We start from the raw sequence: 23,875 nt of genomic DNA, 5'->3' as shown, positions 1-23,875 counted from the left end.
GCCCTGGTTCCGCAAGCCGGGCTTACTGCGCCGGTGCGGTGAGCGGCTGGTTCTGCAGGTTGTCCGAGCCTTGCGGGCCGACGGGCGGCGACGCCTCGTTCGACACGTTCGGCTGCGGCGGACGATGGAACTGGAACTGCGGCTGGATCGCCGGCGCGGCGCCCGGCGGCTGGCCGCCCGGCACCGGCGCGCCGCCCGAAGCCTGCGCGGACGGCGTGAAGCGACGGGAAGCCGAACCCTGCCCCGACACCTGGTTGGTCGCGCGGTTCGCCGCGCGGGCAGCCTGTGCGTTCGCGTCCTGGTCGACCGCTGCGCCGGACGCCGGCGCGGCGGCCGGGCTGGCGACGGCTTCCGGCGCCGGTGCGTTCGCCACTTGCGCAGCGCTCGCGGCGGCGGCCTCGGAAGCGGCCCTCGCCTTCTTCGCCGCCTCGGCAGCCTTCGCCTTCTTGCCGCCGCGGTCGCCGTCGATGTCGGCCAGCAGGTCGAGCTCGGACGGCAGGTTGTCGGCGCCGGTCCAGCCCGCGAGACGGTCACCCGAGAAGGTCACCACGAGGTCACGCTGCTGGACGATCGACGTCGAGCCGCGCTTGAAGTAGAAGAGGTAATCCCAGCGATCCGCGTGGAACATGTCCGCGAGCAGCGGCGTGCCGAGCAGTGCGCGGACTTGCTCGCGCGTCATGCCGGCCTGCAACTGCGCGGCTTTCTCCTGCGACACGAAGTTGCCCTGCACGACGGTGATCCGATAGGGCGTGATGCTCTGCGCAATGCGCTGCGTCACGCTGTCGTACGACGAACAACCCGCCAGCGCGACGACGGCGGCGGCAGCGATGATGGCACTCCGCATGCGACTCCTCTGAAAGTGCGAAAGCGATTCTGGGATCATTTCCTTCACCGTGCTGACCCGCGTACAGGTCGCGCGTGTTTCTGGAACGGCGAAAAGCCGGTAACATTGAAGCCCTGCATTGTACTCTAGGGATGCCTAGCCATGACCAATCCGACGGATCTCAAGAATATCGGGCTAAAGGCCACCCTACCGCGCCTCAAGATTCTCGAGATCTTCCAGCAGAGCCCCGTGCGCCACCTGACGGCTGAAGACGTCTACCGGAACCTGCTCAACGAGCAGCTCGACATCGGGCTCGCCACCGTCTATCGCGTGCTCACGCAGTTCGAGCAGGCCGGCCTGCTCACGCGCAGCAACTTCGAATCCGGCAAGGCCGTGTTCGAGCTGAACGAAGGCTCGCACCACGACCACCTCGTGTGCCTCGATTGCGGCCGTGTCGAGGAATTCTTCGACGCCGAGATCGAAGGCCGCCAGCAGGCGATCGCGAAGGAGCGCGGCTTCCGGCTCCAGGAGCACTCGCTCGCGATGTACGGTTCGTGCACGACCGAGAACTGCCCGCACCGCAAGCACTGATTCGCGCCACCCGCGCACGCAGCACGGCCCGGCCGGCATCTCGCCGCCCGGGCCGTGTTCTTTTCCGGATCGCGTCGCGCGGCGCGCGGGCCGCCGGAAGGCTTACGAATGCCCTTCGACGCTCGCGCAGGCCGGCTCGAATTCGAGCGCCCATGCGCCGTCGAGCGGGATCTCGTCGCAGTTCGGCTGCGGCCCGCCGCGATCGACGATCACGAAGTCGCTGACCGCGTCGAGCGCGAGCAGCGGATGGTGCCAGACACCCTTTGCATAATTCACGCCCTGCCAGCCTTCGGCGAGGAACGCGCGCATCGCGTCGGGCCGGAAGTCGCCGGCCGGCGCGACGACGATCGCGTAGCGCGCCACGGCCGCGAGCGGGATGAACGCCTGGCTGCCGTGCGGATGGCGCTCCATCAGCGTGACCGCGACCGGCAGCGCGCGAGGCTGTGCGCGAAACACGCTGACGAGCGGCCGGCCGCCGTCCGCACACACGTCGATCGTCGCGAGATCGTGAAAGCGCTCGGTCGTGCCGCCGTTGATCGGGAAATGCCGTGCGCCTTCGAGCGCGATCACGTCGCCGAACGGCGCGAACGCGTCGCGGGTCAGGCGCTCGACGCGCAGGATGCGGGATCCGGTCATGACGTTGCCCTCCTTCAGGCCGGCTCGCCCCACAGACGCAGGCGCGACACGCCGCCGTCGGGGAAGATGTTGAAACGCACGTGCGTGACGGGGCCGTGTGCCGCGAGCGAGTCGAACGTGTGCACATGATCCATCTGCAACTTCTGCTCGCCGAGCAGTTCGGCCCAGAACATCGCCTGCGTGACCAGCGAATCGTCGGTGCCGCCCGTGACGTGCGCGGCCTGCAGCGAGCAGCGGTCGGGGAAATTGCCCTTGAAGAACGCCGTGTCGACCTCGACGCGCCGGATGATGCCCGGCCGCGCGAGCGCGACGATCGCCCAGTCGTTGCCGGGCTCGCGGCGGCGCCGCGTTTCCCAGCCGTCGCCCATGTTCGCACCGCGCCCCGGCATCAGCATCTGCGATGCCGGCCCGAAGTGCTGGTTGTTCGCGGCCACCAGATAGCCGCCGTTCTCGATCGCCGCGAGATCGACAAGTTCGCCGGCCGGCACGCGGCGCCAGTCGCGCTGCGGCTGGCCGTACACGCGCAACCGTGCGAGCCCGCCGTCCGGATACAGGTTCACGCGCAGGTGCGTGACCGGCTGCGCGTCGTCGACGCTCACGTAGTGATGCGCATTGCCCTGCAGCGTCGTCGCGGGGACGATCGGGCGCCATTCGGCGTCGTCGGGCGGCGTGTCGCCGTCGACGGCGCACGCCTCGATCGACGCGGCCGGCGGGAAGTTGCCGGTGAAGTGGCTCGTATCGAGATCGACGCCGTAGATCACGCCCGGCCGCGCGAGACGCACCACGCAGAAATCGTGGCCGGTCGTGCGCTTGCGGCGCGTTTCCCAGCCGTCCATCCACTTGCCGTGGTCGTCGTACTTGCCGGGGATGAACACGGCCGGCTCGGGATTCAGCATGCGCTCCTTCGGCGCGAAGAATTCGTCGCTGGCAAAGAGCGCATGCGCACCGAGGCGCGGGTCGGCGAGGTTCATGTAACGCCGCGTGAAGGCCGGCGCGTTCGGATCGAGGATGGGGGCTGCCATGTCGTCTCCACTATCTTGTGAGGGGCCGGCGCATCGTCGGGCCGGCCGCAGGAAATTCGATCGCGCGAAACGGCCGGGGAAGCCGATACGCGCGGGGCCGCGCTCAGAGCGCGTGGGCCTGGTCGCCGGCGACCGGCGCCGCATTGCCTGCCTCGTCGGCCGGCACGTAGCGCAGCTCGCGGTTCAGCACGCGCTTCGCACGGGCGCGGTCGATGTCGTTCTCCCACACCGCGACGACGACCGTCGCGACGCAGTTGCCGATCAGGTTGGTCAGCGCGCGGGCGATGCCGACGAACCAGTCGACCGGCAGGATCAGCACGAGGCCGAGCACCGGAATCGCGGGGATCGCCGACAGCGTCGCCGCGAGGATCACGATCGCCGAACCCGGAATGCCGTGCGCGCCCTTCGACGTGACGAGCGACACGAGCAGCACGACGATCAGGTCGTGCGTCGACAGCGGCGTGTTGGTGGCCTGCGCGATGAACAGCACCGCGAGCGTCAGGTAGATCGAGAAGCCGTCGAGATTGAACGAATAGCCGGTCGGGATCACGAGGCCGACCGTCGAATCCTTGATGCCCATGTATTCGAGCTTGCTCATCACCTGCGGCAGCACCGCGTCCGACGACGCCGTGCCGAGCACGATCGACAGTTCCTCGCGCAGGTAGCGGATCAGCTTGAACACCGAGAAGCCCGCGAGCCGCATCACCGTGCCGAGCACGACCGTGACGAACACGAAACAGCTCAGGTAGAACACCGCGACGAGGTAGCCGAGCTGCTTGAGCGACGCGACGCCGTACTTGCCGGTCGTGAACGCGATCGCGCCGAGCACGCCGAGCGGCGCGAGCTTGATGATGAAGCCGATGATCCGGAAGAACACGTGCGACAGTTCCTCGACCAGCGCGTTGACGCGCTGCGCCTTGTCGCCGAGCAGCGACAGCGCCGAGCCGAACAGCACCGCGAACACGAGGATCTGCAGGATGTCGCCCTTCGCGAACGCGTCGATCGCGGTCTCGGGGATGATCTTCATCAGGTAGCCGGCCGTGTCCTTCAGGCTTTCGGCGTTCTTCGCGTACGACGCGAGCGACGCTGCGTCGAGCGAGCGCAGGTCGATGTTCATCCCGACGCCCGGGCGCGTGAGCCACGCGAGCACGAGCCCGATGCCGAGCGCGAGCGTCGTCATGACCTCGAAGTAGATGACGGCTTTCAGGCCGACCCGGCCGACCTTCTTCAGGTCGCCCGCATTGGCCATCCCGCTGACCACGACGCAGAACACGATCGGGCCGATGACCATCTTGATGAGCTTCAGGAAGCCGTCGCCAAGCGGTCGCAACGACTCGGCGAAATGCGGGAAGAACGCGCCGAGCGCGACCCCCAGGATCAATGCGACGACTACCCGGCCAAACAGCGAATTGAGGAATTTCGACACGGCGCTCTCCCGATCCAACGGTTGCAGTTTCGTCTGTTCATACTGGTAAGACCAGTGATGTTATGGTGGATAGTAGGAAGCCGATATAGTGGCGTCAAGGACGGACGAAATAGGGATTTCCCGCCCCCTGCGCGCCCGGTTCCGGTGCACTGGAAAGGGGCGGATCGTGGCTTTCCCGTAGGGCAGTCATGCACCGCCTGCGTGCGGATTACAATGCCGGTCAGACCGGCCAAAGTTCACATCATGAAAAGCGTTCCGCATACCGTGACCGACGCCGCCATCGCGACGATCCGAGACCGGATCGAGGCAGGCGTCTATCCGGTCGGCAGCCTGCTGCCGGCCCAGCGCCAGCTCTCCGAGGAGCTGGAGATCAGCCGCGCGTCGCTGCGCGAGGCGCTGTCGACGCTCGAAGCGCTCGGGATGCTGCGCATCCGGGCGGGCAAGGGCGTGTACGTCGAAAGCGCGCAGGCGTCGGCCGCGCATCCGTGGCAATTCGCCGAGCAGTCGTCGCCGCCCGATACGTACCAGATGCGTTATGCGCTCGAGGGGTTCGCCGCGCGGATGGCCGCGCATGTCGTCAGCGACACGGACATCGCGTGGTTCGAGGACAACCTCGCCGCCCTGCACGTCGCCCTGACCGAAAACGCAATCGACGAAGCGTCGCAGCTCGACTTCGACTTCCACATGCGGATCATCCATCTGGCCGGCAACGCGGCGATCGAATCGGTGCTGCGCAGCAGCGCGGACATCATGAAGGAAAGCCAGCGCATGCCGTTCTACCGGCGCGAGCTGCTGCTGTCGACGTGGCACGAGCATCGCGCGATCGTCGATGCGCTGATCGCGCGCGACGCGGCCGCCGCAGGCACCGCGATCGAAACGCACATCGCGAACGCCGCGCAGCGCGCGGGCATCTTCTTCCCGACGCCGCGCGCATAACGCGCCCGGCGCCCGGCCGCCACCCGGTCGTACCGGTCACCCGCCCGACGGATCGCGATACGCCAGCGCGCGCTCGATGAACGCGCGCGCCGCGACGCTGCGGTAAGCGCCCTTGCGCGTGAGCAGCGCGGCCGTGCGCGTCGGCAGCGGCGGATCGATCTCCAGCGCGCACAGGTCGCCGCTCTCGCGTGCGATCGCGTCGGGCAGCACCGTCGCGAGCCGGCCGCATCGCACGAGCGCCAGCACCGCGCTGATCGTATTCGTCTCGATCGCGATCTCCGGCTGTGCGCCATGCTCGATGAAATACCGGTCGATGCTCTCGCGCGTCGCGAATGCGCGGCTCAGCAGCACCAGCGGCTCGCCACCCAGCTCCGCCGGGCTCAGTGCGCGGCGGCGCCGCGCGAGCCGGTGCGTGCGGCCCGTCACGAGCGCAAGCGGCTCGTCCCACAGCGGCAGCGCGTCGATGTCCGGCGCGCGCGGCGGCATGAATGCGAAACCCGCGTCGAGCCGGTCGTCGGCGAGCAGCGCCTCGATGCGCGCCTGCGGCATCGCGTCGATCGTCAGCGCGACGTTCGGGTAATCGGCATGGAACGCATCGATCAGCGAGCCGCTCAGGTAGGCCGCGAAGGTCGGCATCATCGCGAGCCGCAGCGACCCGCTGCCGAGATCGGCGACGTCGTGCAGCGCGCGCTGCCCCGTCTCAAGCTCGTGCAGCGCGGCGCGTGCATGGCGCGCATAGACCTCGCCGAATTCGGTGAGCTGCACCGTGCGGCCCGAGCGGTCGAACAACTGCACGCCGAGCGTTTCCTCGAGCTGGCGCACCTGCTGCGACAGCGTCGGCTGCGACACGTGCAGCGCGTCGGCCGCGCGCGTGAAACTGCGCTGCTCGGCGACGGCCAGGAAATAGCGGATGTGGCGGAGAAGCATCGCGGCCGACGTATTGGTTTCACCAATGGATACCATAACGATCCAGTCTTGGACGCTATGGGACGATTCCCGCATCATACGCACATCCGCTCCGGTGTATCGCACCTGCCTCCCGCACCGGAGCGGCCCGCCCGGGCCCGCCCTGCCTCCGCCCGCCGCACGGCGATCCGCCGCCCGCCCGAACGGGGCCCGGCCGCGATCCGCCCGGCGCGCATCGGTTCACCGCCGATCCGTTGACGCCGGCCCCGATTTCCGTCACCCCGCGCAACCGACGGCCCCGTGCCGCCGGCCGGCGCCGCTGTTTTTCGCGACCATGGAACCGCATCACGACAACCACCCTCCCCTGACCCGCGGCATGACGCTGCTGTTCGCCTGCGCGTGCGGCATCGTCATCGGCAACATCTACTATGCGCAGCCGCTGCTCGCCGCGATCGCGCGCAGCTTCGGCCGCGCGCCGACCGAACTCGGCTATCTCGTCACGCTGACGCAGCTCGGTTATGCGGCGAGCCTGCTGCTGATCGTCCCGCTCGGCGACGCGGTCAACCGCCATACGCTGATCGTGCGGCTGCTGATGCTCAACGTCGTCGCGCTGGTCGCGGTCACCTTCAGCACGAACTTCACGATGTTCGTCGTCGCGAACATCGCGGTCGGCTTCGTCACCTGCTCGACGCAGCTGCTCGTGCCGTTCGCGGCATCGCTCGCCGATGCACGCTCGCGCGGCCGCGCGGTCGGCACCGTGATGAGCGGCCTGTTGCTCGGCATCCTGCTCGCGCGCGTCGCGGCCGGCGCGATCGCCGACGGGTTCGGCTGGCGCGCGGTGTACGGCATCGCCGCGGTGATGGTGCTCGCACTGACCGCCGTGCTCGCCGTGAAGCTGCCGAAGGATCGCCGCGACGCACGCCTCGACTATGCGGCACTGATGAAGTCGCTCGTCGCGCTGGTGCGTGCGCAACCGCTGATCGCGCTGCGCTCGACCTACGGCGCGCTCGTGTTCGCGTGCTTCAGCCTGCTGTGGACGGGCCTCACGTTCCTGCTGAGCCAGCCGCCTTACAGCTATTCCGAAGGGCAGATCGGCCTGTTCGGCGTCGTCGGCGCAGTGGGTGCGCTCGCGGCAACGTCGGCCGGCCGGCTCGTCGATCGCGGCCACGGCAATGCGGCGACCGGGCTGTTCGCGGCGGCCGTGCTCGCGTCGTTCGCGCTGATCGCAACCGGCGCGCACTCGCTCGCCGCGCTGATCGCGGGCATCCTGCTGCTCGACGTCGGCGTGCAAGGCATGCACATCTCGAACCAGAGCGTGATCTATGCGCTCGCCGGCAACGCGCGCAGCCGCGTGACGACGATCTACCTGACGAGCTATTTCATCGGCGGCGCGCTCGGGTCGTTCGCGGCAAGCGTCGCGTACGGCATCGACGGCTGGCGCGGCGTATGCATCGCCGGTGCGGCGCTGTCGGGCGTGCTGATCGCGCTGTGGCTCGCATCGCAGCGCGTCGGCACGCGGCAGGTCACGCAGTGATGCGGTAGTCCGGTTCCGCAGCACGACGAAAAAAGGCACGCCGCGCGAATCGCGGGCGTGCCTTTTTGACGACGTCGATCCCGTCGCGCGCTAGCGCCGGACCGTCACGCGGCCGCGTTCGCGTCCGCGAAATCGATCAGCACCTTCATCGCGCGCTGCCGGTCGCCGGCCAGCTCGAATGCGAGATTCGCGTCGCGCACCGGGAACACGCGCGTGACGGCCGGCCGCAGGTCGACGCGCCCCGCATTGATCAACTGCACCGCAAGCGCGAATTCCGCGTGAAAGCGGAACGATCCGCAGATCGACAACTCCTTCGCGACCACGACATTCTGCGGCAGGCTGACGTCGCCACCGAGCCCAAGCTGCACGACGACGCCGCGCGGCCGCATCACGTCCAGCCCGTCGCGCAGCGCACGCGCATTGCCCGAACACTCGATCATCACGTCGAACGTGCCCTTGTCGGCGGCGTAACGCTCGACCCAGCCGGCATCGGCCGCCGCATTGACCGTGCGGTCGGCGCCGAGCGCGCTCGCGACTGCCAGCGGCGCCTCGACGACGTCGGTCGCGACGATCTCCGCCGCCCCGTGCACACGCGCCGCCGCGACCGCGAGCACGCCGATCGGCCCGCAGCCGGACACGAGCACGCGCTTGCCGATCAGCGGGCCCGCGCGCGACACCGCATGCAGCCCGACCGCGAACGGCTCGGCGAGCGCCGCGAGCGACAGCGGCACGTGCTCGGCGACCTTCACGCACTGCACCGCGTCGCACACGAGCGCGTTGCGGAACGCGCCCTGCACGTGCGGCATCCGCATCGCGCTGCCGTAGAAGCGCATGTCGAGACACTGGTTCGGCAAGCCTTCGAGGCAATAGCGGCACGCACCGCACGGGCGGCTCGGATTGACCGCGACGCGGTCGCCGACCTTCACCGACGTCACGTCCGGCGCGACTTCCGCGACCGTGCCGGCCACCTCGTGGCCGAGCACCATCGGCTGCTGCAACCGTATCGCGCCGAAGCCGCCATGCCGGAAGTAATGCAGGTCGGAGCCGCAGATGCCGCCCATCGCGACGGCGACGCGCACCTGGCCCGGACCGATCTCGCCCGCGTCCTGTTCCTCGACCCGCAGGTCGTTCGGCCCGTGGATCACGACACACATGCAACGCATACGCATGACAGCCTCCTCAAACGACCGGCGTGAGCAGCGGCTCGCCGGCGAAGTGCGCGGCGAGGTTGTCGCGCACGAGCCAGCCCATCGCCTGGCGCGTCTCGATCGTCCCGCTCGCATGGTGCGGCTGCAGCAGCACGTTCGGCAACGCGAGGAAACGCGGGTCGATGCGCGGTTCGTTCCAGAACACGTCGAGCGCGGCGCCGGCGATCGCGTTGCGTTCGAGCGCGTCGAGCAGCGCCGGTTCGTCGACGGTCGTGCCGCGCGACACGTTCACGAGATAGCCTTGCGGCCCGAGTGCGTCGAGCACGGCCGCGCCGACGAGGTGACGCGTCGCCGGCCCGCCCGCGAGCGTGACGATCAGCAGGTCGCACCAGCCGGCCAGCCCGGCGAGATCGCCGAAGAAACGGTGCGGGCTGTCCGCGCGCGGTGCGACGTCGAAGTAGCCGAGTTCGACGTCGAAACCGGACAGCCGGCGCGCGATGGTCGCACCGATCCGGCCGAACCCGACCACGCCGACCCGTTTGCCGTAGAGCCGCGTGACGAGCGGCATATCGCCGTCGCGCCACGCGCCGGAACGCACGTACGCATCGCCGGCGCCGATCCGGCGCAGCATCGCGAGCGCGAGCCCGACGCCGAGGTCGGCAACGTCGCCGGTCAGCACGTCGGGCGTGTTCGTCACGCGAATGCCGCGCTCGCGCGCAGCGGCGAGATCGATCGCGTCGGTGCCGACGCCATAGCATGCAATGATCTCGAGCTTCGGCAGCGCGGCGATCAGTTCGGCATTCGCGCCGAGATCGCCGCGGGTCGCGATCGCGCGCACGCCGGCGCCGTGTTCCGAGAGGAACGCCGCGCGGTCGGCGGCTTCCCACAACCGGTGGACGTCATAGCCGGCCAGCCATGCGTCGTCCCACGGCTGGTAAGGGCCCGTCATCAGCAGGTCGGGCCGCTGGGTCGATTCGTGCGCCATCTGCGCTTGCTCCTGTCGAAATGAGTGGAATGCGAATGCATGCCGGGCCGCATCAGCCGCCCGGCGCGTTCATGCGTGCCGGGCGAGCGCATCGGCGTCCGGCGCCGGTGCGGCCTGCGCCGCGTCGAGCGGATCGTCGAGATCGCGGTTCAGCGTTTCGGGCATCCGCGACGTCGTGAACAGCGTGATCAGCGTCAGCAGCACCAGGTACGCGGCGATCGGCACCCAGGCGCGCACGCCGGCCGCGTGGTCGCCGCCGTGCAGCGCGATCACGGTCGCGATGATCGTGGCGCCGACGAGCGGCGCGATCCCGCCCGCCAGCACGGCCGACACTTCACGCGAGAACGACACGCCCATGTAGCGATGGCGCGCGCCGAACAGTTCGGGCAGCAGCGCGGCCTGCGCGCCGAGCATCCCCCAGTTCGCAAAGCCTTGCGCGACCGAGATCGCGATCACGCTCGCGACCACGTTGCCGTGGCTGAAGATCCACCACACCGGGAACGCGAGCGCGAGCTGCAGCCATGCGAACGTGCGATACACGCGCACGCGGCCGAAGCGGTCGCTCAGCCAGCCGGCCAGCGGCACCGTGCCCGCGCCGACGGTTGCCGCGCACACCAGCGCGAGCGCGCCGATCGGCCCTTTCATCCCGATCACGCCGGCGAGATAGCTGACCGCGAGCGCCTGGTAGATCGACGAGCCGCCGTTCTCGGCCATCCGCAGGCCGATGCCGATCAGGAGCGAGCGTTTCGAATGCCGGACGGCGCTCTTCAGCGGATTCGCGGAGACCTGCGCACGCTTCTCGAGCCGCACGAAGGTCGGCGACTCGTGCAGCCGCACGCGCATGTAGATCCCGACTGCGACGATCGCCGCGCTGAACAGGAACGGCACGCGCCAGCCCCAGCCGTCGGTCACGCGGTCGATGTTCGCGAGCAACAGGAAATAGACGGCGGCCGCGAGCACCGTGCCGAGCTGGATGCCGAGAAACGGCAGCGACGCATAGAAGCCGCGCTTGCCCGGCGGCGCGTATTCGGTCATCAGCACCGCGGCGCCGGCCTGCTCCGCGCCGGCACCGAGCCCCTGCAGGATGCGCAGCAGGATCAGCAGCGCGGGCGCCCAGTAGCCGGCCGTCGCGAAGGTCGGCAGCACGCCGATCAGCGTGCTCGCGATGCCCATCAGCAGCACCGTCGCGGTCAACACGAACTTGCGGCCGATCCGGTCGCCGAGCACGCCGAACACGACGCCGCCGAGCGGGCGCACCGCGAAGCCGACGAAATAGGTGCCGAAGCTCGCGATCAGCCGCATCTCGGCGGTCTGCGCGGGAAAGAACAGCGGCCCGAACACCAGCGCCGACGCAAGCGTGTACAGCGCGAAATCGTAGTATTCGAGCGCGCTGCCAAGCGAGCACGTCCATGCCGCGCGGTTGAGCTGCTTCGTGTCGACGCCGCGGCGCTCGACGGTGTCGGCCGGCGTGCCGGACCCTGCATCGTGCCGCGCGGGCGGCGGGGAAATGCGATCCATCGTTGTCTCCTGTCTCCTGCCTTCCGTTCCGGAACCCGGCGCGATGCGCCGGGACATCGGCCCGCTCGTATGGCGGGCTCTTTTGGGAATTCGGATGCCGGCGCGAGCCGGCGCAACGGCGCTGCGCACACGGCGCAAGCGCCGCCGCTCAGACGGCGCTGGTCAGGCCGCCGTCGACGAACAGCGTCTGGCCGTTCACGAAATCGGATGCGGCCGACGCGAGGAAGATCGCCGCGCCGCACAGCTCGTCGACGCGCCCCCAGCGGCCGGCCGGCGTACGCTTGCACAGCCAGTCCGAGAACGCCGCGTCATCGACCAGCGCCCGATTCAGTTCGGTTTCGAAATAGCCGGGCGCGAGGCCGTTCGCCTGGATGCCGTGGCGCGCCCAGTCGGCGCACATCCCTTTCGTCAGCATCCGCACCGCGCCCTTGGTCGCCGCATACGGCGCGATCGTCGGCCGTGCGAGCTCGCTCTGCACCGAGCAGATGTTGATGATCTTCCCGCGGCCGCGCGCGATCATGTGCCGCGCGACGGCCTGCGCGACGTTGAACACGCCGTCGAGGTTCACGCGCATCAGTGCCTGCCAGTCGTCCGGTTCGAAGGTGTCGAGCGGCGCGCGGCGCTGGATGCCGGCGTTGTTCACGAGGATGTCGATCGCGCCGATGCGCGTCTCGACATCGTCGATCGCCGCGCGCACCTGCGCATGCTCGGTGACGTCGAACACGGCATGGTCGGCAGCAAAACCTTCCTCGCGGAAGTGGCGCGCGAGCGTCGCGGCCTTCTCCTCATTGCGATCGTTGATGACGATCGCGGCGCCGGCTTCGGCGAGCCCGCGGGCGAGCGTCAGCCCGATCCCGCGTCCGGAACCGGTAATCAGTGCGCGGCGGCCGTCGAGGCGGAACCGGTCAAGCGCGTGGGTCATGGAGGTCTCCTCGTGCCAGTCGAGCCGGCGGCCCGTCGCGGCCGGTCTCGCGTTGACGCTATCTTCGGCTCGCCGCCGGGCATCGCGCCAATGGTTGTTTTTGATCCGGTTATCATGAAATCTGATTACCGCCCACGGGTGCCCGCCGACCATGGAACTCAAGCAATTGCGCGCCTTCGTCACGCTCGCGGAGGAACTGCATTTCGGGCGCGCCGCGCAGCGCCTGTTCATCGTGCAGCCTGCGCTGAGCATGCAGATCAAGGCACTCGAGGAAGAACTGGGTGCGCGCCTGTTCGAGCGCGACCGGCACAAGGTCGAACTGAGCGACACGGGGCGCGTGTTCCTGCCCGAGGCACGCGCCACGCTGCAGCAGGCCGCGCGCGCGGAGCAGATGGCGCGGCTGTCGAGCCGCGGCGAAATCGGCACGCTGCGGATCGCGTTCGTGTCGTCGGTGCTGCCCACGCTGCTGCCGGCCGTGCTGCGCACGATGCGCGAGCGCTATCCGCTGATCACGCTCGAACTGAAGGACATGCCGACGCCCGACCAGATCGCCGCGCTGCGCGACCGGCGGATCGATTTCGGGATGATCCGGCTGCCGGCCGCGTATGCGGGCATCGACACGCGCGTGGTGCTCGAGGAAGGGTTCGTCGTCGCGCTGCCGCTCGACCATCCGCTGGCCGCGCACGACGCGATTTCACCGGCCGCGCTGCGCGGCCAGCCGGCGTTCGTGCTCGCGCGCCGTTACGCGCCGGGCTTTCACGACGACATGCTGCTCGCGCTGAGCCGCGCGGGCACGACGCTCGAGATTGCGCAGGAGTTCGGGGAATTCACGACGATGCTCGCGCTCGTCGCGGCGGGGATGGGGATCGGGCTGATCCCGGCGGAAGCGGCCAGCGCGCTGCCGCCGAACGTGCTCGCGCGGCCGCTCGACCTGGCCGGGCATCGTACCGGCATCGGCCTTGCGTGGACCGACCTCGACAGCCCGCTGAAGCGGGCGTTCGTCGCCGCGCTCGAGCAGGTGACGGCGGCATCGGGGCCATAAAAAAGCCCGGCCGGAAAACCCGGCCGGGCTCGTTCGCTGCGCGCACCGCCTCGCGGCGGCCGCGCAACGTGCGGGATTACTTCGCGTTCGCGAATGCGACAGCCGTATCCAGCATGCGGTTCGAGAAACCCCACTCGTTGTCGTACCAGCTCGACACCTTGACGAGGCGGCCCGACACCTTGGTCAGCGTCGCGTCGAACGTCGACGAAGCCGGGTTGTGGTTGAAGTCGATCGACACCAGCGGTGCGTCGTTGTAGCCGAGGATGCCCTTCAGCGCGCCTTCCGATGCTTCCTTCATGATCGCGTTGACTTCCTCGACCGTCGTGTCGCGCTTCGCGATGAACGACAGGTCGACAACCGACACGTTGATCGTCGGAACGCGGATCGCGTAACCGTCGAGCTTGCCGTTCAGTTCCGGCAGCACGAGGCCGACGGCCGAAGCCGCGCCCGTCTTCGTCGGGATCTGGCTGTGCGTAGCCGAACGCGCGCGGCGCAGGTCTTCGTGATAGACGTCCGTCAGCACCTGGTCGTTCGTGTACGCGTGGATCGTCGTCATCAGGCCGGTTTCGAGGCCGATCTTGTCGTTCAGCGGCTTGACGAGCGGCGCGAGGCAGTTCGTCGTGCACGATGCGTTCGAGATGACGGTGTGCTCGGCCTTCAGCACGTTGTGGTTCACGCCGTAGACGATCGTCGCGTCGACGTCCTTGCCGCCCGGTGCCGAGATGATCACTTTCTTCGCGCCGCCCTTCAGGTGCGCGCTCGCCTTTTCCTTCGTCGTGAAGAAGCCCGTGCATTCCATCACGACGTCGACGCCGAGCTCGCCCCACGGCAGTTCGGCCGGGTTGCGGTTCGCCAGCACGCGGATCTTGTCGCCGTTCACGACGAGGTAGTCGCCGTCGACCGACACTTCGCCCGGGAACTTGCCGTGCGCGGTGTCGTACTGGGTCAGGTGCGCGTTGGTCTTCGCATCGCCCAGGTCGTTGATCGCGACGATCTCGAGATCGTGCTTCTTGCCGTTTTCATAGAACGCGCGCAGCGTGTTGCGGCCGATACGGCCGTAGCCGTTGATTGCGACGCGAATCGTCATGGTCTATCTCCTGATGGCTGAAAAAATTCGTTTCGTGCAGCTTCACGGTGCGACGCGCGCGAGGGGTGACGCGCGTCGCGAATGCTTTTAGGCCAGTACGGCCTTCGCGGTCTCGACGACGTGCTCGACGGTGAAGCCGAAGTACTTGAACAGCACGCCGGCCGGCGCCGATTCGCCGAACGTGTCGATCCCGACGACGCCGCCTTCGAGGCCGACGTACTTGTGCCAGAAGCTCGTCACGCCCGCCTCGATCGCGACGCGGCGCACGCCGTGCGGCAGCACGCGTTCGCGGTATTCGGCGTCCTGGCGGTCGAACACGTTGGTCGACGGCATCGACACGACGCGGGCCGCGATGCCCTGCTGCGCGAGCGGCTCGACGGCCTTCATCGCGAGTTCGATTTCCGAGCCCGTCGCGATCAGGATGATCTTGCGCGCGACGATCTCTTCGTCCCAGTCCTTCAGCACGTAGCCGCCCTTCGCGATGTTCGCGATCTGCGCATCGGTACGCGGGTTGAACGCGAGGTTCTGGCGGCTGAAGATCAGGCTCGACGGACGGTCTGCGGCGATCGCGTGGGTCCAGGCAACGGCCGTCTCGACCGTGTCGGCCGGACGCCATACGTCGTGGTTCGGGATCAGGCGCAGGCTCGACACGTGCTCGATCGACTGGTGCGTCGGGCCGTCTTCGCCGAGGCCGATCGAATCGTGCGTGAACACGAAGACCGACGGCACTTTCATCAGCGCGGCGACGCGCAGTGCGTTGCGGCTGTAGTCGGAGAACGTCAGGAACGTGCCGCCGAACGGCTTGTGGCCGCCGTGCAGCGCGAGGCCGTTGATCGCGGCGCTCATGCCGAATTCGCGCACGCCGTAGTTGATGTGGTTGCCCAGCGCGACGCCCGGGCCTTCCGGATTCGCGCGAACCGCCTTCGACGCCTTCCAGTTGGTCAGGTTCGAGCCGGTCAGGTCGGCCGAGCCGCCGAGCAGTTCGGGCAGTGCGGCAGCCAGGCCTTCGATCGCCTGCTGCGACGCCTTGCGGGTCGCCACCGTCTCGCCGCGCTCGTTCGCGCCGGCGATGATCGCCGCAGCCTTCTCGGCCCAGTCGGCCGGCAGCTGGTTGGCCATCCGGCGCTCGAATTCGGCGGCTTCTGCCGGGAACTTGGCGCGATATGCAGCGAACGTCGCGTCCCATTCGGTTTCAGCGCGCTTGCCGGCTTCCTTTGCATCCCAGGCCGCGTAGACTTCCTGCGGAATCACGAACGGCTCCCACTTCCAGCCGAGCGCTTCGCGCGTCTTCGCGATTTCTTCCGCGCCAAGCGCCGCGCCGTGCACGTCGTGGCCGCCGGCCTTCGTGGCTGCGCCCTGGCCGATCACCGTCTTGCAGCAGATCAGCGTCGGCTTGTCCGACAGCTTCGCCTTCGCGATGGCAGCGTCGACCGCGTCGACGTCATGGCCGTTCACGTGCGGGATCACGTTCCAGCCGTACGCTTCGAAGCGCTTCGGCGTGTCGTCGTGGAACCAGTTCACGACGTCGCCGTCGATCGAGATGCCGTTGTCGTCGTACAGCGCGATCAGCTTGTTCAGCTTCAGCGTGCCCGCGAGCGAGCAGGCTTCGTGCGAGATGCCTTCCATCAGGCAGCCGTCGCCGAGGAACACGTACGTGTGGTGATCGACGATCTTCGCGCCGTCACGGTTGAATTCGTCGGCCATCAGCGCTTCGCCGAGTGCCATGCCGACCGCGTTCGCGAGGCCCTGGCCGAGCGGGCCGGTGGTCGTCTCGACACCCGGCGTGATCCCGTATTCCGGGTGGCCCGGCGTCTTCGAGTGCAGCTGGCGGAAGTTCTTCAGCTCCTCGATCGGCAAGTCGTAGCCGGTCAGGTGCAGCAGCGAGTACAGCAGCATCGAGCCATGGCCGTTCGACAGCACGAAGCGGTCACGGTCGGCCCAGTGCGGGTTCGTCGGGTTGTGCTTCAGATGGCGCGACCAGAGCGCGACGCCGATTTCGGCCATGCCCATCGGCATGCCGGGGTGGCCGGAGTTCGCTTGCTGGACGGCGTCCATTGCGAGCGCACGGATCGCGTTGGCCATCAGAGTGGTGGAGGCGGGAGACGAAGTCGTCATGTCGAGTCCGGAGAACGAGTCGAGGAAACGGGGGCACGGCGGCATCCGGAAGCTCGAGCGTCAATCGTTCCCGGCGCGCGGTGCGGCGCCTGACGGACGCGAAGCGGACGGAGCCTACGGACGGGGCTGCAAAGCTCGTCATTTTAACAGATGGGCTGACATTTCCCTTGTCGGCGCGTAGTGTTCAGGCACGGTTTTCCGTCAAACCGCCCGCCTCCTATAATTCAGACGTCGGAACTGCCTGCCCCAATGGCCCGCCCGTGAGCACCACGCTTCTCTTTCACCCTACGCCCCACGCCACCTACGGCTTCCCGAATGCCCGGCGGCTCGCGCACGTCGCGTCCGCGCACCAGCAGATCGAAGTCTGGGAAACCCCGCAGCTCGGCCGCCTGTTCACGCTGGACGGCCGGCCGATGACGTCGGTCGGCGACGAGTACGTCTATCACGAGTGCATGACGCACCCGGCCGCGCTCGCGCACCCGTCGCCGAAGAAGGCCCTCGTGCTCGGCGGCGGCGACGGCGGCGCGGCACGCCAGTTGCTCAAGCACGCGTGCATCGAGCGGATCGTGATCGCGGAACTCGACGACGAGGTGGTCGGGATGGCGCGCCGCTATCTCGACGACGTGCACCAGGGCGCGCTCGACGACCCGCGCGTCGAGGTCGTGATCGGCGATGCCGCACATTTCGTCGAGTCGACCGTCGAGCATTTCGATCTCGTCGTGTTCGATCTCACGCCGCCCGATTCGCCGGCGGCCGGCCTCTATACGCGGGCGTTCTACGCGCGGCTCAAGCGCATTCTCACGCCGTGCGGCGCGATCTCGATGCATCTCGGCTCGCCGGTGTTCCACGCAGCGCGCATCGCCGCGCTGCTCGACGACCTGCGCGCCAGCTTCGCGGTCGTCGATCCGTTGTCCGCGCACGTCCCGCTGTACGGCTCGCAGTGGCTGATGGCGATCGCGAGCGACACGCTCGACGCGGCCGCACTGTTCGCGCACGACATCGACGATCGGCTCGCGGCCCGCCGCGTCCACGGACTGCGCTACTACGATGCGCGGCTGCATGCGTCCCTGTTTGCCCTGCCGTGCGCGCTGCGCGATACACTGGGCGTTCGCCGCTGAGCGTCCGGGCGGCCGCATCGTTCCGTTTTCCCACCGAGGTTCCGCATGGTTCGCCGTGCGAAACACGGAATCGGAACGCCCCGGATGCCGTGCCACCCTGGTTTCACAGGAGATTTTCATGACCGATCCACGTCCGGCCAACGTGCCTTGGTTGACGCCCTACCTGGCCGTCCGCAACGCACGCGCGGCCATCGATTTCTTCAAGGCCGCGTTCGGCTTCGAGCTGCGCGACGTGCACGACGAGGACGGCGCGATCATGCATGTCGAGATGACCTATCGCGGCCAGCTGATCGTGATGTTCGCGCCCGAAGGCGCGTTCGGCTCGACCGCGCTCACGCCGAAAAGCGCGAACACGACCGCGCCGCAATCGTTCTATCTGTATGTCGACGACGTCGACGCCACCTGGCAGCGCGCGCTCGACGCGGGCGCGAAATCGCTGAGTGCGCCGCAGGACCAGTTCTGGGGCGACCGCTTCGCGCAGATCGAGGATCTCGACGGCTACCGATGGGCGCTTGGACACCGTCTCGACGCATGACCGACACCGCAACACGCATGAACGAAGCCACCACCACCGCGGCCGTGCCGCGCTTTTTCGTCGACGCCGCTTTGCGCGTCGACACCACGCTCGCATTGCCCGCCGACGTCGCACGCCACGCCCAGGTGCTCCGCCTGCAGCCCGGCGACGTGCTCGCGCTGTTCGACGGCACCGGCGGCCAGTACCGGGCCCGGCTCGTCGAGATCGACAAGCGCAGCGCGATCGCGCAGATTGAAACGTTCGAACCCGCCGAAGCCGAGCCGCCCTATCGCGTGACGCTCGCGCAAGGGATCGCCGGCGGCGACAAGATGGACTGGGTAATCGAGAAGGCCGTCGAGCTCGGCGTCGCGGCGGTCGTGCCGCTGTCGACCGCGCGCGGCGTCGTGAAGCTGTCCGGCGAACGCGCCGACAAACGCGTCGCGCACTGGCGCGGTGTCGTGCGTGCATCGTGCGAACAGTGCGGACGCAACCGTGTGCCCGACGTGGCGCCGGTCGCCGGTTTCCACGCGTGGCTCGATACGCTGCCGGCCGCACCGGCCGACGGCGAGCTGCGGCTGCTGCTGTCGCCGCGTGCGAGCATCCCGTTCGCGTCGCTGCCCGACGTGCCGCCCGCCGCAACCGTCACCCTGCTGATCGGCCCTGAAGGCGGGCTGTCGCCCGACGAGGAAAACGCGGCGCGCGCCCGCGGCTTCACCGCGCTGTCGCTCGGGCCGCGCGTGCTGCGCACCGAGACGGCCGGCGCGGCCGTGCTCGCGGCGCTCGCCGCACGCTGGGGCGGGTGGTGACGAGCGGGGCATGCCACCGCGCGGTGGCACGGCACTGCCCCGCCCGCACGCGACGCTGACGCCGCGCTTGATCGCGCGTTACTTGTCGCTCGACGAACCTTGCGGCATCGCATCGGACAACGTATCGAGCACCGGCGTCAGCACGTCTTGCGGGCTACCGGTCGTCCAGCCGCCGTCCTTCAGGCTGTAGACGTCGATCTTGCCCGTCACCGGGCGCGTCACCGGCGCGTCGTCCAGCACCTGCGCGATGCCCGAGAAGACCGTCTTGAACGCGGCAATGCGTGCCGCCTCGTTCTTCAGGCGCCGATTCGGCCCCAGCTTCGCCTCCAGCGCCTTCCCGCCGGGCCCCGCATCCGGCACACGGCAAGCGAATTCGACCGTCGCGATCGTCTCGCCCTCGATGGCCGAATTCGGTCGCAACGACGACCCGGTCGTCTTGCATTCCGAGCGATTGAGCGCTCGCTGATACGCGGCGGCCATGCTCTCGACTGACGGACGCAACGCGGCACTCGCCTTCGGCGGCATCGACGCCAGCATCCCGTCGGCCATGTCCTTGCGCATCGACTCGCCCATGTTCGACAGCACGTCGATATCGAGCGCGTCCTTGCCGCTGTAACTCGTGCGTACCGCGTCGTTGAATTCGCGGGCTTTCGACACGTCGCCGTTGACGAGTGCGCCGATATAAAGATCGACGGTCTGTTCGGGCGTCAGCGGCGCGGCATGCGCGGCGCCGGCCGCGACCAGCAGGGGCAGCACGACGGCGCGCGCGGAACGGGAAATGCTCATGGGAAGACAGCCCTCTCTCGATGGTTTGTTGTACGCACCCGATACGGCGGCTGCCGCAGCCGGGCCGACCGAGATTGTCTCGAAAAATGGCGCCAGATGAAAGGCCAATGTCAGCAAGTGCCATGCGGCGGCGGTGCCTGCGCATCGCGCAGGCGCAAAAAAGCCCGCTCGAGGCGGGCTTCTTGCCGAATCGGCCGCTAGCCGATGCGTGCTTACGCGAACGAGTAGAACACGCGGAACGCGACCTTGCGCTCGGCCCAGAACTCGGCCGCCTCGCGGAACACGTCGAGCAGCGTCTCGCGCCCTTCCTTGTCGAATTTCTGCGCGATCGGCAGCCCTTCGAGGACGATCACGAAGCCGGGCTGCGCGCCGGCCTTCGCGACGAGGTCGGTCAGGCAGTCGTACAGCGCGTCGTAGTTCTTCCCGAAATGCTTCGGAAACAGGAACGACGTCGCGATCGTTTCCATCACTTCCTGCTTCGACTGCGCGGCGCCGCAATACGCGAACAGGAAGTGCTGGCCGAGCCGGGTGGCTTCGTCTGCGAGATCCTGCACGCGGAACGCGCGGATCGACTGCACGAGATTGGGTCGCACGGTCGTGAAAAGGCTCATAGGCTCCTCGTTCGATGAAAGCCCGGGTTCGGCTTCCTGTTGCTCCAGCGTACCGCCAGCCTGCGCCGCCGCGTGAAGTTGAATCACGCGCTGAAACAGATTGCCGTCGCCGGCCGCGAACAGTTCCGCCGCCGCCGTATCGTGCGCGTAGATGGAGTCGCTCATGCCATTCGTCCCGAAGTCATTCAACAATACGTTTAAAACTGTTGTAGTGGTCGCCCGTGTAATAACAGTTGTCGATCCGGCGCAAAGGCCCGCCACAGACGATCCGGCGCGCCCCGCGATTGCGGGCACGCGGCGTCGGCACCGTGTACTCATGGTAGTAGCCGCGCTTCGCCTTCGGCAGGATCCGCTCTCGGTTGCCGAATACGACGCCGTCTTTCTCGTACGGATAGGGACCGCCCGCGCCGATCAGGCCCAGCGTGGTCACGGCCTCGCGCGGAAGACTGGCGGCCGGAATCGTATCGAGCCCGCTGGCGGCCACGTCGGCCGGAACGGCCTCCCGTGCGTAAGCGGCGGAAACCAGACTGCCCGTCGGCGTGCCGACGATACCCATCGCGAACATCGCGAAGACGGACGCGAGCGCGCCGTTGCGGAGCCACTTGCGTGCCATGAACCAGGGTTCCCGCTGTTAAATCAAGTAGTTGACGACCAACAAAGGCGTTAGCGTAGCGTTATTGGCCGCGCGAATCAATGTCCGTTTGGGAATCGAAAGCGCCGTGATACCCGGAATGGCGCATTTCTTACCGAAATTACACTACATTTATCTTACATAGGCTAAAATGGAGCCGGCATCTCGCTGATGGCAGGAACTGCCTCCCTGCCTCGCTCGCCGTCTGGAGTGGAGAGATGCTGCTTGTTGCTTGCGGGAAGCGCGTTTGCGTCCTGCCCGGCGGCGTGCCCATTGCGGGCACGCCTCTTTTTGCTTTTGTTTACAATTTTTCCCGACGCGCCACGCCGGTTCGACCGGCCTGGCGCGTTCGTTTGGGCTCAGCGCGTCGCGTTCACGTCGGCGACCAGCAGCGCCGCCATGTTGACGATGCGGCGAACGGTCGCCGATTCGGTCAGCACGTGCACCGGCTGCGCGGCGCCGAGCAGGATCGGCCCGATCGCGATGTTGTTGCCGGCGGCCGTCTTCAGCAGGTTGTACGCGATATTCGCGGCGTCGATGTTCGGCAGGATCAGCAGGTTCGCTTCGCCTTCCAGCGTCGATTCCGGCAGGATTTCCTTGCGCAGCGCCGCGTCGAGCGCGACGTCGCCGTGCATCTCGCCGTCGACCTTCAGCTCCGGCGCGCGTTCCTGCAGGATCGCGAGCGTATCGCGCATCTTCTTCGCCGAAGGTGCATTGCTCGTGCCGAAGTTCGAGTGCGACAGCAGCGCGACCTTCGGTTCGATGCCGAAGCGGCGCACTTCTTCCGCCGCCATGATCGTGATCTCGGCCAATTGCTCCGGGGTCGGATCGACGTTCACGTGCGTATCGACGAGGAAAATCTGGCGGCCCGGCAGCACGAGGCCGTTCATCGCCGCGTACACGCTGCAGCCCGGGCGCTTGCCGATCACCTGGTCGATGAAGTGCAGGTGGCGGTGCGTGGTGCTGATCGTGCCGCAGATCATCCCGTCCGCTTCGCCCTTCTTCACCAGCATCGAGCCGATCAGCGTCGTGCGGCGGCGCATTTCGACACGCGCGAGCTGCTCGCTGATGCCCTTGCGCGCCATCATCTTGTAGTACGTCTGCCAGAAGTCGCGGTAGCGCTCGTCGTGCTCGGTGTTGACGACCGTGAAATCGGCGCCCGGCGTCAGGCGCAGGCCGTAGCGCTGGATACGGTGCTCGATCACCGACGGGCGGCCGATCAGGATCGGCTTGGCCAGCTTCTCGTCGACGATGATCTGAACGGCACGCAACACACGCTCTTCTTCGCCTTCCGCGAACACCACGCGCTTCTTCTCTTCCGGCGCGGCGCGCGCGATCTGGAAGATCGGCTTCATCGTCGTGCCGCTGTGATACACGAACTGCTGCAGGTGGACGCGGTACGCCTCCATGTCCTCGATCGGGCGCGTCGCGACGCCGCCGTCCATCGCGGCCTGCGCAACGGCCGGCGCGATCTTCACGATCAGGCGCGGATCGAACGGCTTCGGAATCAGGTATTCGGGCCCGAACGACAGGTCCTGGATCCCGTACGCGGTCGCGACGATGTCGCTCTGCTCGTGCTGTGCGAGCTCGGCGATCGCGTTCACGGCCGCGATCTCCATTTCACGCGTGATCGTCGTCGCGCCGACGTCGAGCGCGCCGCGGAAGATGAACGGGAAGCACAGGACGTTGTTGACCTGGTTCGGGTAGTCGGTACGGCCAGTGGCGAGCACCGCGTCCGGACGCACTTCGAGTGCGAGTTCCGGCAGGATTTCCGGCGTCGGGTTCGCAAGCGCGAGGATCAGCGGGCGCTCGGCCATGCCCTTCACCATCTCCTGCTTCAGTACGCCCGCGGCCGACAGGCCGAGGAAGATGTCCGCGCCGTCGATCACTTCGGCCAGCGTCCGGGCTTCCGTTTCGCGCGCGAAACGCTCCTTGTCCGGATCCATCAGCTCGGCACGGCCCTTGTAGACCACACCAGCCAGGTCGGTCACGATAATGTTCTCGAGCGGCAGGCCGATGTCGACCAGCAAGTCGAGACACGCGAGCGCGGCCGCGCCCGCGCCGGAGGCGACGAGCTTGACCTTCTTGATGTCCTTGTTGACGACCTTCAGGCCGTTCGTGACGGCCGCGGCCACGACGATCGCGGTGCCGTGCTGGTCGTCGTGGAACACCGGAATCTTCATCCGCTTGCGCGCTTCGCGCTCGACGATGAAGCAGTCCGGCGCCTTGATGTCTTCCAGGTTGATCCCGCCGAAGGTCGGCTCCAGCGCGGCGATCACGTCGACGAGCTTGTGCGGGTCCGACTCGTTCAGCTCGATGTCGAACACGTCGATGCCCGCGAACTTCTTGAACAGCACGGCCTTGCCTTCCATCACCGGCTTCGACGCGAGCGGGCCGATGTTGCCGAGACCCAGCACCGCCGTACCGTTCGTGACGACGCCGACCAGGTTGCTGCGCGCGGTGAAGCGCGCCGCGTTGAGCGGATTCTCGACGATCTCTTCGCACGCATACGCCACACCCGGCGAGTACGCGAGCGCGAGGTCGCGCTGGTTGATCATCTGCTTGGTCGGGGCGATCGCGATCTTCCCGGGGGTCGGGAATTCGTGATAGTCGAGTGCGGCTTCGCGGAGCTTGGCTTTGGAAGAGGCTTGAGTAGACATGTGTCTCTTGGCGGGCGGATTAGAATAACTGTTCGACGGCATTGTAGCGCCAATCATC

Annotated in this window: 22 protein-coding genes; 7 read left to right on the top strand and 15 right to left on the bottom strand. The window is 67.8% G+C overall.

Going from position 1 to position 23,875, the window contains the following annotated elements; all coding sequences use genetic code 11:
- Positions 1–22: 22 nt before the first annotated feature.
- Positions 23–844: an outer membrane protein assembly factor BamE gene (locus OHZ10_RS03070; RefSeq protein ID WP_342703581.1), complete on the bottom strand. Its 822-nt coding sequence runs from the start codon at positions 842–844 to the stop codon at positions 23–25.
- Positions 845–985: 141 nt separating this feature from the next.
- On the opposite strand from OHZ10_RS03070, the gene fur reads away from it, so the two are divergent.
- Positions 986–1,414 carry a ferric iron uptake transcriptional regulator gene (fur, locus tag OHZ10_RS03065; protein ID WP_011350926.1) on the top strand — a complete coding sequence of 143 codons (429 nt, stop codon included), beginning with the start codon at positions 986–988 and terminating at the stop codon, positions 1,412–1,414.
- Between the two features lie 102 nt (positions 1,415–1,516).
- Here fur and OHZ10_RS03060 read toward each other — a convergent pair whose 3' ends face one another.
- From OHZ10_RS03060 to OHZ10_RS03050, 3 genes are all read right to left on the bottom strand, one after another.
- Positions 1,517–2,050, bottom strand: a complete 534-nt coding sequence (locus OHZ10_RS03060) for an ureidoglycolate lyase (protein ID WP_174993273.1) — start codon at positions 2,048–2,050, stop codon at positions 1,517–1,519.
- A gap of 14 nt (positions 2,051–2,064) precedes the next feature.
- A complete protein-coding gene (gene alc, locus OHZ10_RS03055) occupies positions 2,065–3,072 on the bottom strand; it encodes an allantoicase (RefSeq protein WP_342703576.1) in 1,008 nt (335 codons plus the stop codon).
- Between the two features lie 103 nt (positions 3,073–3,175).
- Positions 3,176–4,498, bottom strand: coding sequence for a C4-dicarboxylate transporter DctA (locus OHZ10_RS03050; RefSeq protein ID WP_174993274.1), 1,323 nt, complete (start codon positions 4,496–4,498; stop codon positions 3,176–3,178).
- Positions 4,499–4,711: 213 nt separating this feature from the next.
- On the opposite strand from OHZ10_RS03050, the gene OHZ10_RS03045 reads away from it, so the two are divergent.
- Positions 4,712–5,434, top strand: coding sequence for a FadR/GntR family transcriptional regulator (locus tag OHZ10_RS03045; RefSeq protein ID WP_174993275.1), 723 nt, complete (start codon positions 4,712–4,714; stop codon positions 5,432–5,434).
- A gap of 36 nt (positions 5,435–5,470) precedes the next feature.
- Here the strand turns inward: OHZ10_RS03045 and cynR are convergent, their stop codons facing one another.
- Positions 5,471–6,361 (bottom strand): transcriptional regulator CynR, encoded by an 891-nt coding sequence (gene cynR, locus OHZ10_RS03040; protein WP_059236177.1) that lies wholly within the window; start codon positions 6,359–6,361, stop codon positions 5,471–5,473.
- Positions 6,362–6,674: 313 nt separating this feature from the next.
- On the opposite strand from cynR, the gene OHZ10_RS03035 reads away from it, so the two are divergent.
- Positions 6,675–7,874, top strand: a complete 1,200-nt coding sequence (locus OHZ10_RS03035) for an MFS transporter (RefSeq protein WP_174993276.1) — start codon at positions 6,675–6,677, stop codon at positions 7,872–7,874.
- A 104-nt stretch (positions 7,875–7,978) separates the two neighbouring features.
- Here the strand turns inward: OHZ10_RS03035 and OHZ10_RS03030 are convergent, their stop codons facing one another.
- The 4 genes from OHZ10_RS03030 to OHZ10_RS03015 all read right to left on the bottom strand — a co-directional run bounded on the left by OHZ10_RS03030 (position 7,979) and on the right by OHZ10_RS03015 (position 12,447).
- Complete coding sequence (locus OHZ10_RS03030; protein WP_342703572.1) at positions 7,979–9,043, bottom strand: L-idonate 5-dehydrogenase; 1,065 nt, start codon at positions 9,041–9,043, stop codon at positions 7,979–7,981.
- Between the two features lie 10 nt (positions 9,044–9,053).
- Positions 9,054–10,007 carry a 2-hydroxyacid dehydrogenase gene (locus OHZ10_RS03025; RefSeq protein WP_174993277.1) on the bottom strand — a complete coding sequence of 318 codons (954 nt, stop codon included), beginning with the start codon at positions 10,005–10,007 and terminating at the stop codon, positions 9,054–9,056.
- A 69-nt stretch (positions 10,008–10,076) separates the two neighbouring features.
- Positions 10,077–11,525 carry an MFS transporter gene (locus OHZ10_RS03020; protein WP_059236185.1) on the bottom strand — a complete coding sequence of 483 codons (1,449 nt, stop codon included), beginning with the start codon at positions 11,523–11,525 and terminating at the stop codon, positions 10,077–10,079.
- A 148-nt stretch (positions 11,526–11,673) separates the two neighbouring features.
- The gene (locus tag OHZ10_RS03015; RefSeq protein WP_059236186.1) at positions 11,674–12,447 is read right to left on the bottom strand and encodes an SDR family NAD(P)-dependent oxidoreductase; all 774 of its coding nucleotides are present in this window, start codon (positions 12,445–12,447) and stop codon (positions 11,674–11,676) included.
- 151 nt (positions 12,448–12,598) lie between these two features.
- Between OHZ10_RS03015 and OHZ10_RS03010 the strand changes: the two genes are divergently transcribed.
- Positions 12,599–13,489 (top strand): LysR family transcriptional regulator, encoded by an 891-nt coding sequence (locus tag OHZ10_RS03010; protein WP_059236188.1) that lies wholly within the window; start codon positions 12,599–12,601, stop codon positions 13,487–13,489.
- Positions 13,490–13,565: 76 nt separating this feature from the next.
- Here the strand turns inward: OHZ10_RS03010 and gap are convergent, their stop codons facing one another.
- Together gap and tkt are read right to left on the bottom strand one after the other, a co-directional pair.
- Positions 13,566–14,576: a type I glyceraldehyde-3-phosphate dehydrogenase gene (gene gap, locus OHZ10_RS03005; protein WP_014898111.1), complete on the bottom strand. Its 1,011-nt coding sequence runs from the start codon at positions 14,574–14,576 to the stop codon at positions 13,566–13,568.
- Positions 14,577–14,663: 87 nt separating this feature from the next.
- The gene (tkt, locus tag OHZ10_RS03000; protein WP_342703569.1) at positions 14,664–16,736 is read right to left on the bottom strand and encodes a transketolase; all 2,073 of its coding nucleotides are present in this window, start codon (positions 16,734–16,736) and stop codon (positions 14,664–14,666) included.
- A 215-nt stretch (positions 16,737–16,951) separates the two neighbouring features.
- Between tkt and speE the strand changes: the two genes are divergently transcribed.
- From speE to OHZ10_RS02985, 3 genes are all read left to right on the top strand, one after another.
- On the top strand, positions 16,952–17,809 hold the full coding sequence (gene speE / locus OHZ10_RS02995; protein WP_059236194.1) for a polyamine aminopropyltransferase: 858 nt from the start codon (positions 16,952–16,954) through the stop codon (positions 17,807–17,809).
- Between the two features lie 118 nt (positions 17,810–17,927).
- Positions 17,928–18,344 carry a VOC family protein gene (locus OHZ10_RS02990; RefSeq protein ID WP_059236196.1) on the top strand — a complete coding sequence of 139 codons (417 nt, stop codon included), beginning with the start codon at positions 17,928–17,930 and terminating at the stop codon, positions 18,342–18,344.
- Positions 18,345–18,361: 17 nt separating this feature from the next.
- A complete protein-coding gene (locus OHZ10_RS02985) occupies positions 18,362–19,129 on the top strand; it encodes a 16S rRNA (uracil(1498)-N(3))-methyltransferase (protein ID WP_174993278.1) in 768 nt (255 codons plus the stop codon).
- A gap of 78 nt (positions 19,130–19,207) precedes the next feature.
- Here the strand turns inward: OHZ10_RS02985 and OHZ10_RS02980 are convergent, their stop codons facing one another.
- The 4 genes from OHZ10_RS02980 to OHZ10_RS02965 all read right to left on the bottom strand — a co-directional run bounded on the left by OHZ10_RS02980 (position 19,208) and on the right by OHZ10_RS02965 (position 23,817).
- Positions 19,208–19,915: a hypothetical protein gene (locus tag OHZ10_RS02980; RefSeq protein WP_174993279.1), complete on the bottom strand. Its 708-nt coding sequence runs from the start codon at positions 19,913–19,915 to the stop codon at positions 19,208–19,210.
- A gap of 212 nt (positions 19,916–20,127) precedes the next feature.
- Complete coding sequence (locus tag OHZ10_RS02975; RefSeq protein WP_059236200.1) at positions 20,128–20,691, bottom strand: barstar family protein; 564 nt, start codon at positions 20,689–20,691, stop codon at positions 20,128–20,130.
- Between the two features lie 16 nt (positions 20,692–20,707).
- Positions 20,708–21,139 (bottom strand): ribonuclease domain-containing protein, encoded by a 432-nt coding sequence (locus OHZ10_RS02970; RefSeq protein ID WP_174993280.1) that lies wholly within the window; start codon positions 21,137–21,139, stop codon positions 20,708–20,710.
- A 377-nt stretch (positions 21,140–21,516) separates the two neighbouring features.
- Entirely contained in the window at positions 21,517–23,817 is a 2,301-nt protein-coding gene (locus OHZ10_RS02965) for an NADP-dependent malic enzyme (RefSeq protein ID WP_059236204.1), read from the bottom strand.
- Between the last annotated feature and the right edge of the window lie 58 nt (positions 23,818–23,875).

Origin of the sequence: Burkholderia arboris, from assembly GCF_038723655.1 — a bacterium.
GTDB classification, from domain to species: Bacteria; Pseudomonadota; Gammaproteobacteria; order Burkholderiales; family Burkholderiaceae; genus Burkholderia; species Burkholderia arboris.
Note: the sequence above shows the minus strand (reverse complement) of the source record. Positions and strands in the feature narration are given on the sequence as shown.

Excerpts from the sequence above, each read along its gene's own strand:
- OHZ10_RS03010 (WP_059236188.1), top strand. The coding sequence starts at position 12,599 with ATGGAACTCAAGCAATTGCGCGCCTTCGTCACGCTCGCGGAGGAACTG.
- OHZ10_RS03045 (WP_174993275.1), top strand. The coding sequence starts at position 4,712 with ATGCCGGTCAGACCGGCCAAAGTTCACATCATGAAAAGCGTTCCGCAT.
- gap (WP_014898111.1), bottom strand. The coding sequence starts at position 14,576 with ATGACGATTCGCGTCGCAATCAACGGCTACGGCCGTATCGGCCGCAAC.
- OHZ10_RS02970 (WP_174993280.1), bottom strand. The coding sequence starts at position 21,139 with ATGGCACGCAAGTGGCTCCGCAACGGCGCGCTCGCGTCCGTCTTCGCG.
- OHZ10_RS03030 (WP_342703572.1), bottom strand. The coding sequence starts at position 9,043 with ATGCGTATGCGTTGCATGTGTGTCGTGATCCACGGGCCGAACGACCTG.
- OHZ10_RS02965 (WP_059236204.1), bottom strand. The coding sequence starts at position 23,817 with ATGTCTACTCAAGCCTCTTCCAAAGCCAAGCTCCGCGAAGCCGCACTC.
- alc (WP_342703576.1), bottom strand. The coding sequence starts at position 3,072 with ATGGCAGCCCCCATCCTCGATCCGAACGCGCCGGCCTTCACGCGGCGT.
- OHZ10_RS03025 (WP_174993277.1), bottom strand. The coding sequence starts at position 10,007 with ATGGCGCACGAATCGACCCAGCGGCCCGACCTGCTGATGACGGGCCCT.
- OHZ10_RS02985 (WP_174993278.1), top strand. The coding sequence starts at position 18,362 with ATGAACGAAGCCACCACCACCGCGGCCGTGCCGCGCTTTTTCGTCGAC.
- OHZ10_RS03060 (WP_174993273.1), bottom strand. The coding sequence starts at position 2,050 with ATGACCGGATCCCGCATCCTGCGCGTCGAGCGCCTGACCCGCGACGCG.
- cynR (WP_059236177.1), bottom strand. The coding sequence starts at position 6,361 with ATGCTTCTCCGCCACATCCGCTATTTCCTGGCCGTCGCCGAGCAGCGC.
- OHZ10_RS02990 (WP_059236196.1), top strand. The coding sequence starts at position 17,928 with ATGACCGATCCACGTCCGGCCAACGTGCCTTGGTTGACGCCCTACCTG.
- OHZ10_RS03015 (WP_059236186.1), bottom strand. The coding sequence starts at position 12,447 with ATGACCCACGCGCTTGACCGGTTCCGCCTCGACGGCCGCCGCGCACTG.
- fur (WP_011350926.1), top strand. The coding sequence starts at position 986 with ATGACCAATCCGACGGATCTCAAGAATATCGGGCTAAAGGCCACCCTA.
- tkt (WP_342703569.1), bottom strand. The coding sequence starts at position 16,736 with ATGCCGCCGTGCCCCCGTTTCCTCGACTCGTTCTCCGGACTCGACATG.
- OHZ10_RS03020 (WP_059236185.1), bottom strand. The coding sequence starts at position 11,525 with ATGGATCGCATTTCCCCGCCGCCCGCGCGGCACGATGCAGGGTCCGGC.
- OHZ10_RS03070 (WP_342703581.1), bottom strand. The coding sequence starts at position 844 with ATGCGGAGTGCCATCATCGCTGCCGCCGCCGTCGTCGCGCTGGCGGGT.
- OHZ10_RS03035 (WP_174993276.1), top strand. The coding sequence starts at position 6,675 with ATGGAACCGCATCACGACAACCACCCTCCCCTGACCCGCGGCATGACG.
- OHZ10_RS02980 (WP_174993279.1), bottom strand. The coding sequence starts at position 19,915 with ATGAGCATTTCCCGTTCCGCGCGCGCCGTCGTGCTGCCCCTGCTGGTC.
- OHZ10_RS02975 (WP_059236200.1), bottom strand. The coding sequence starts at position 20,691 with ATGAGCGACTCCATCTACGCGCACGATACGGCGGCGGCGGAACTGTTC.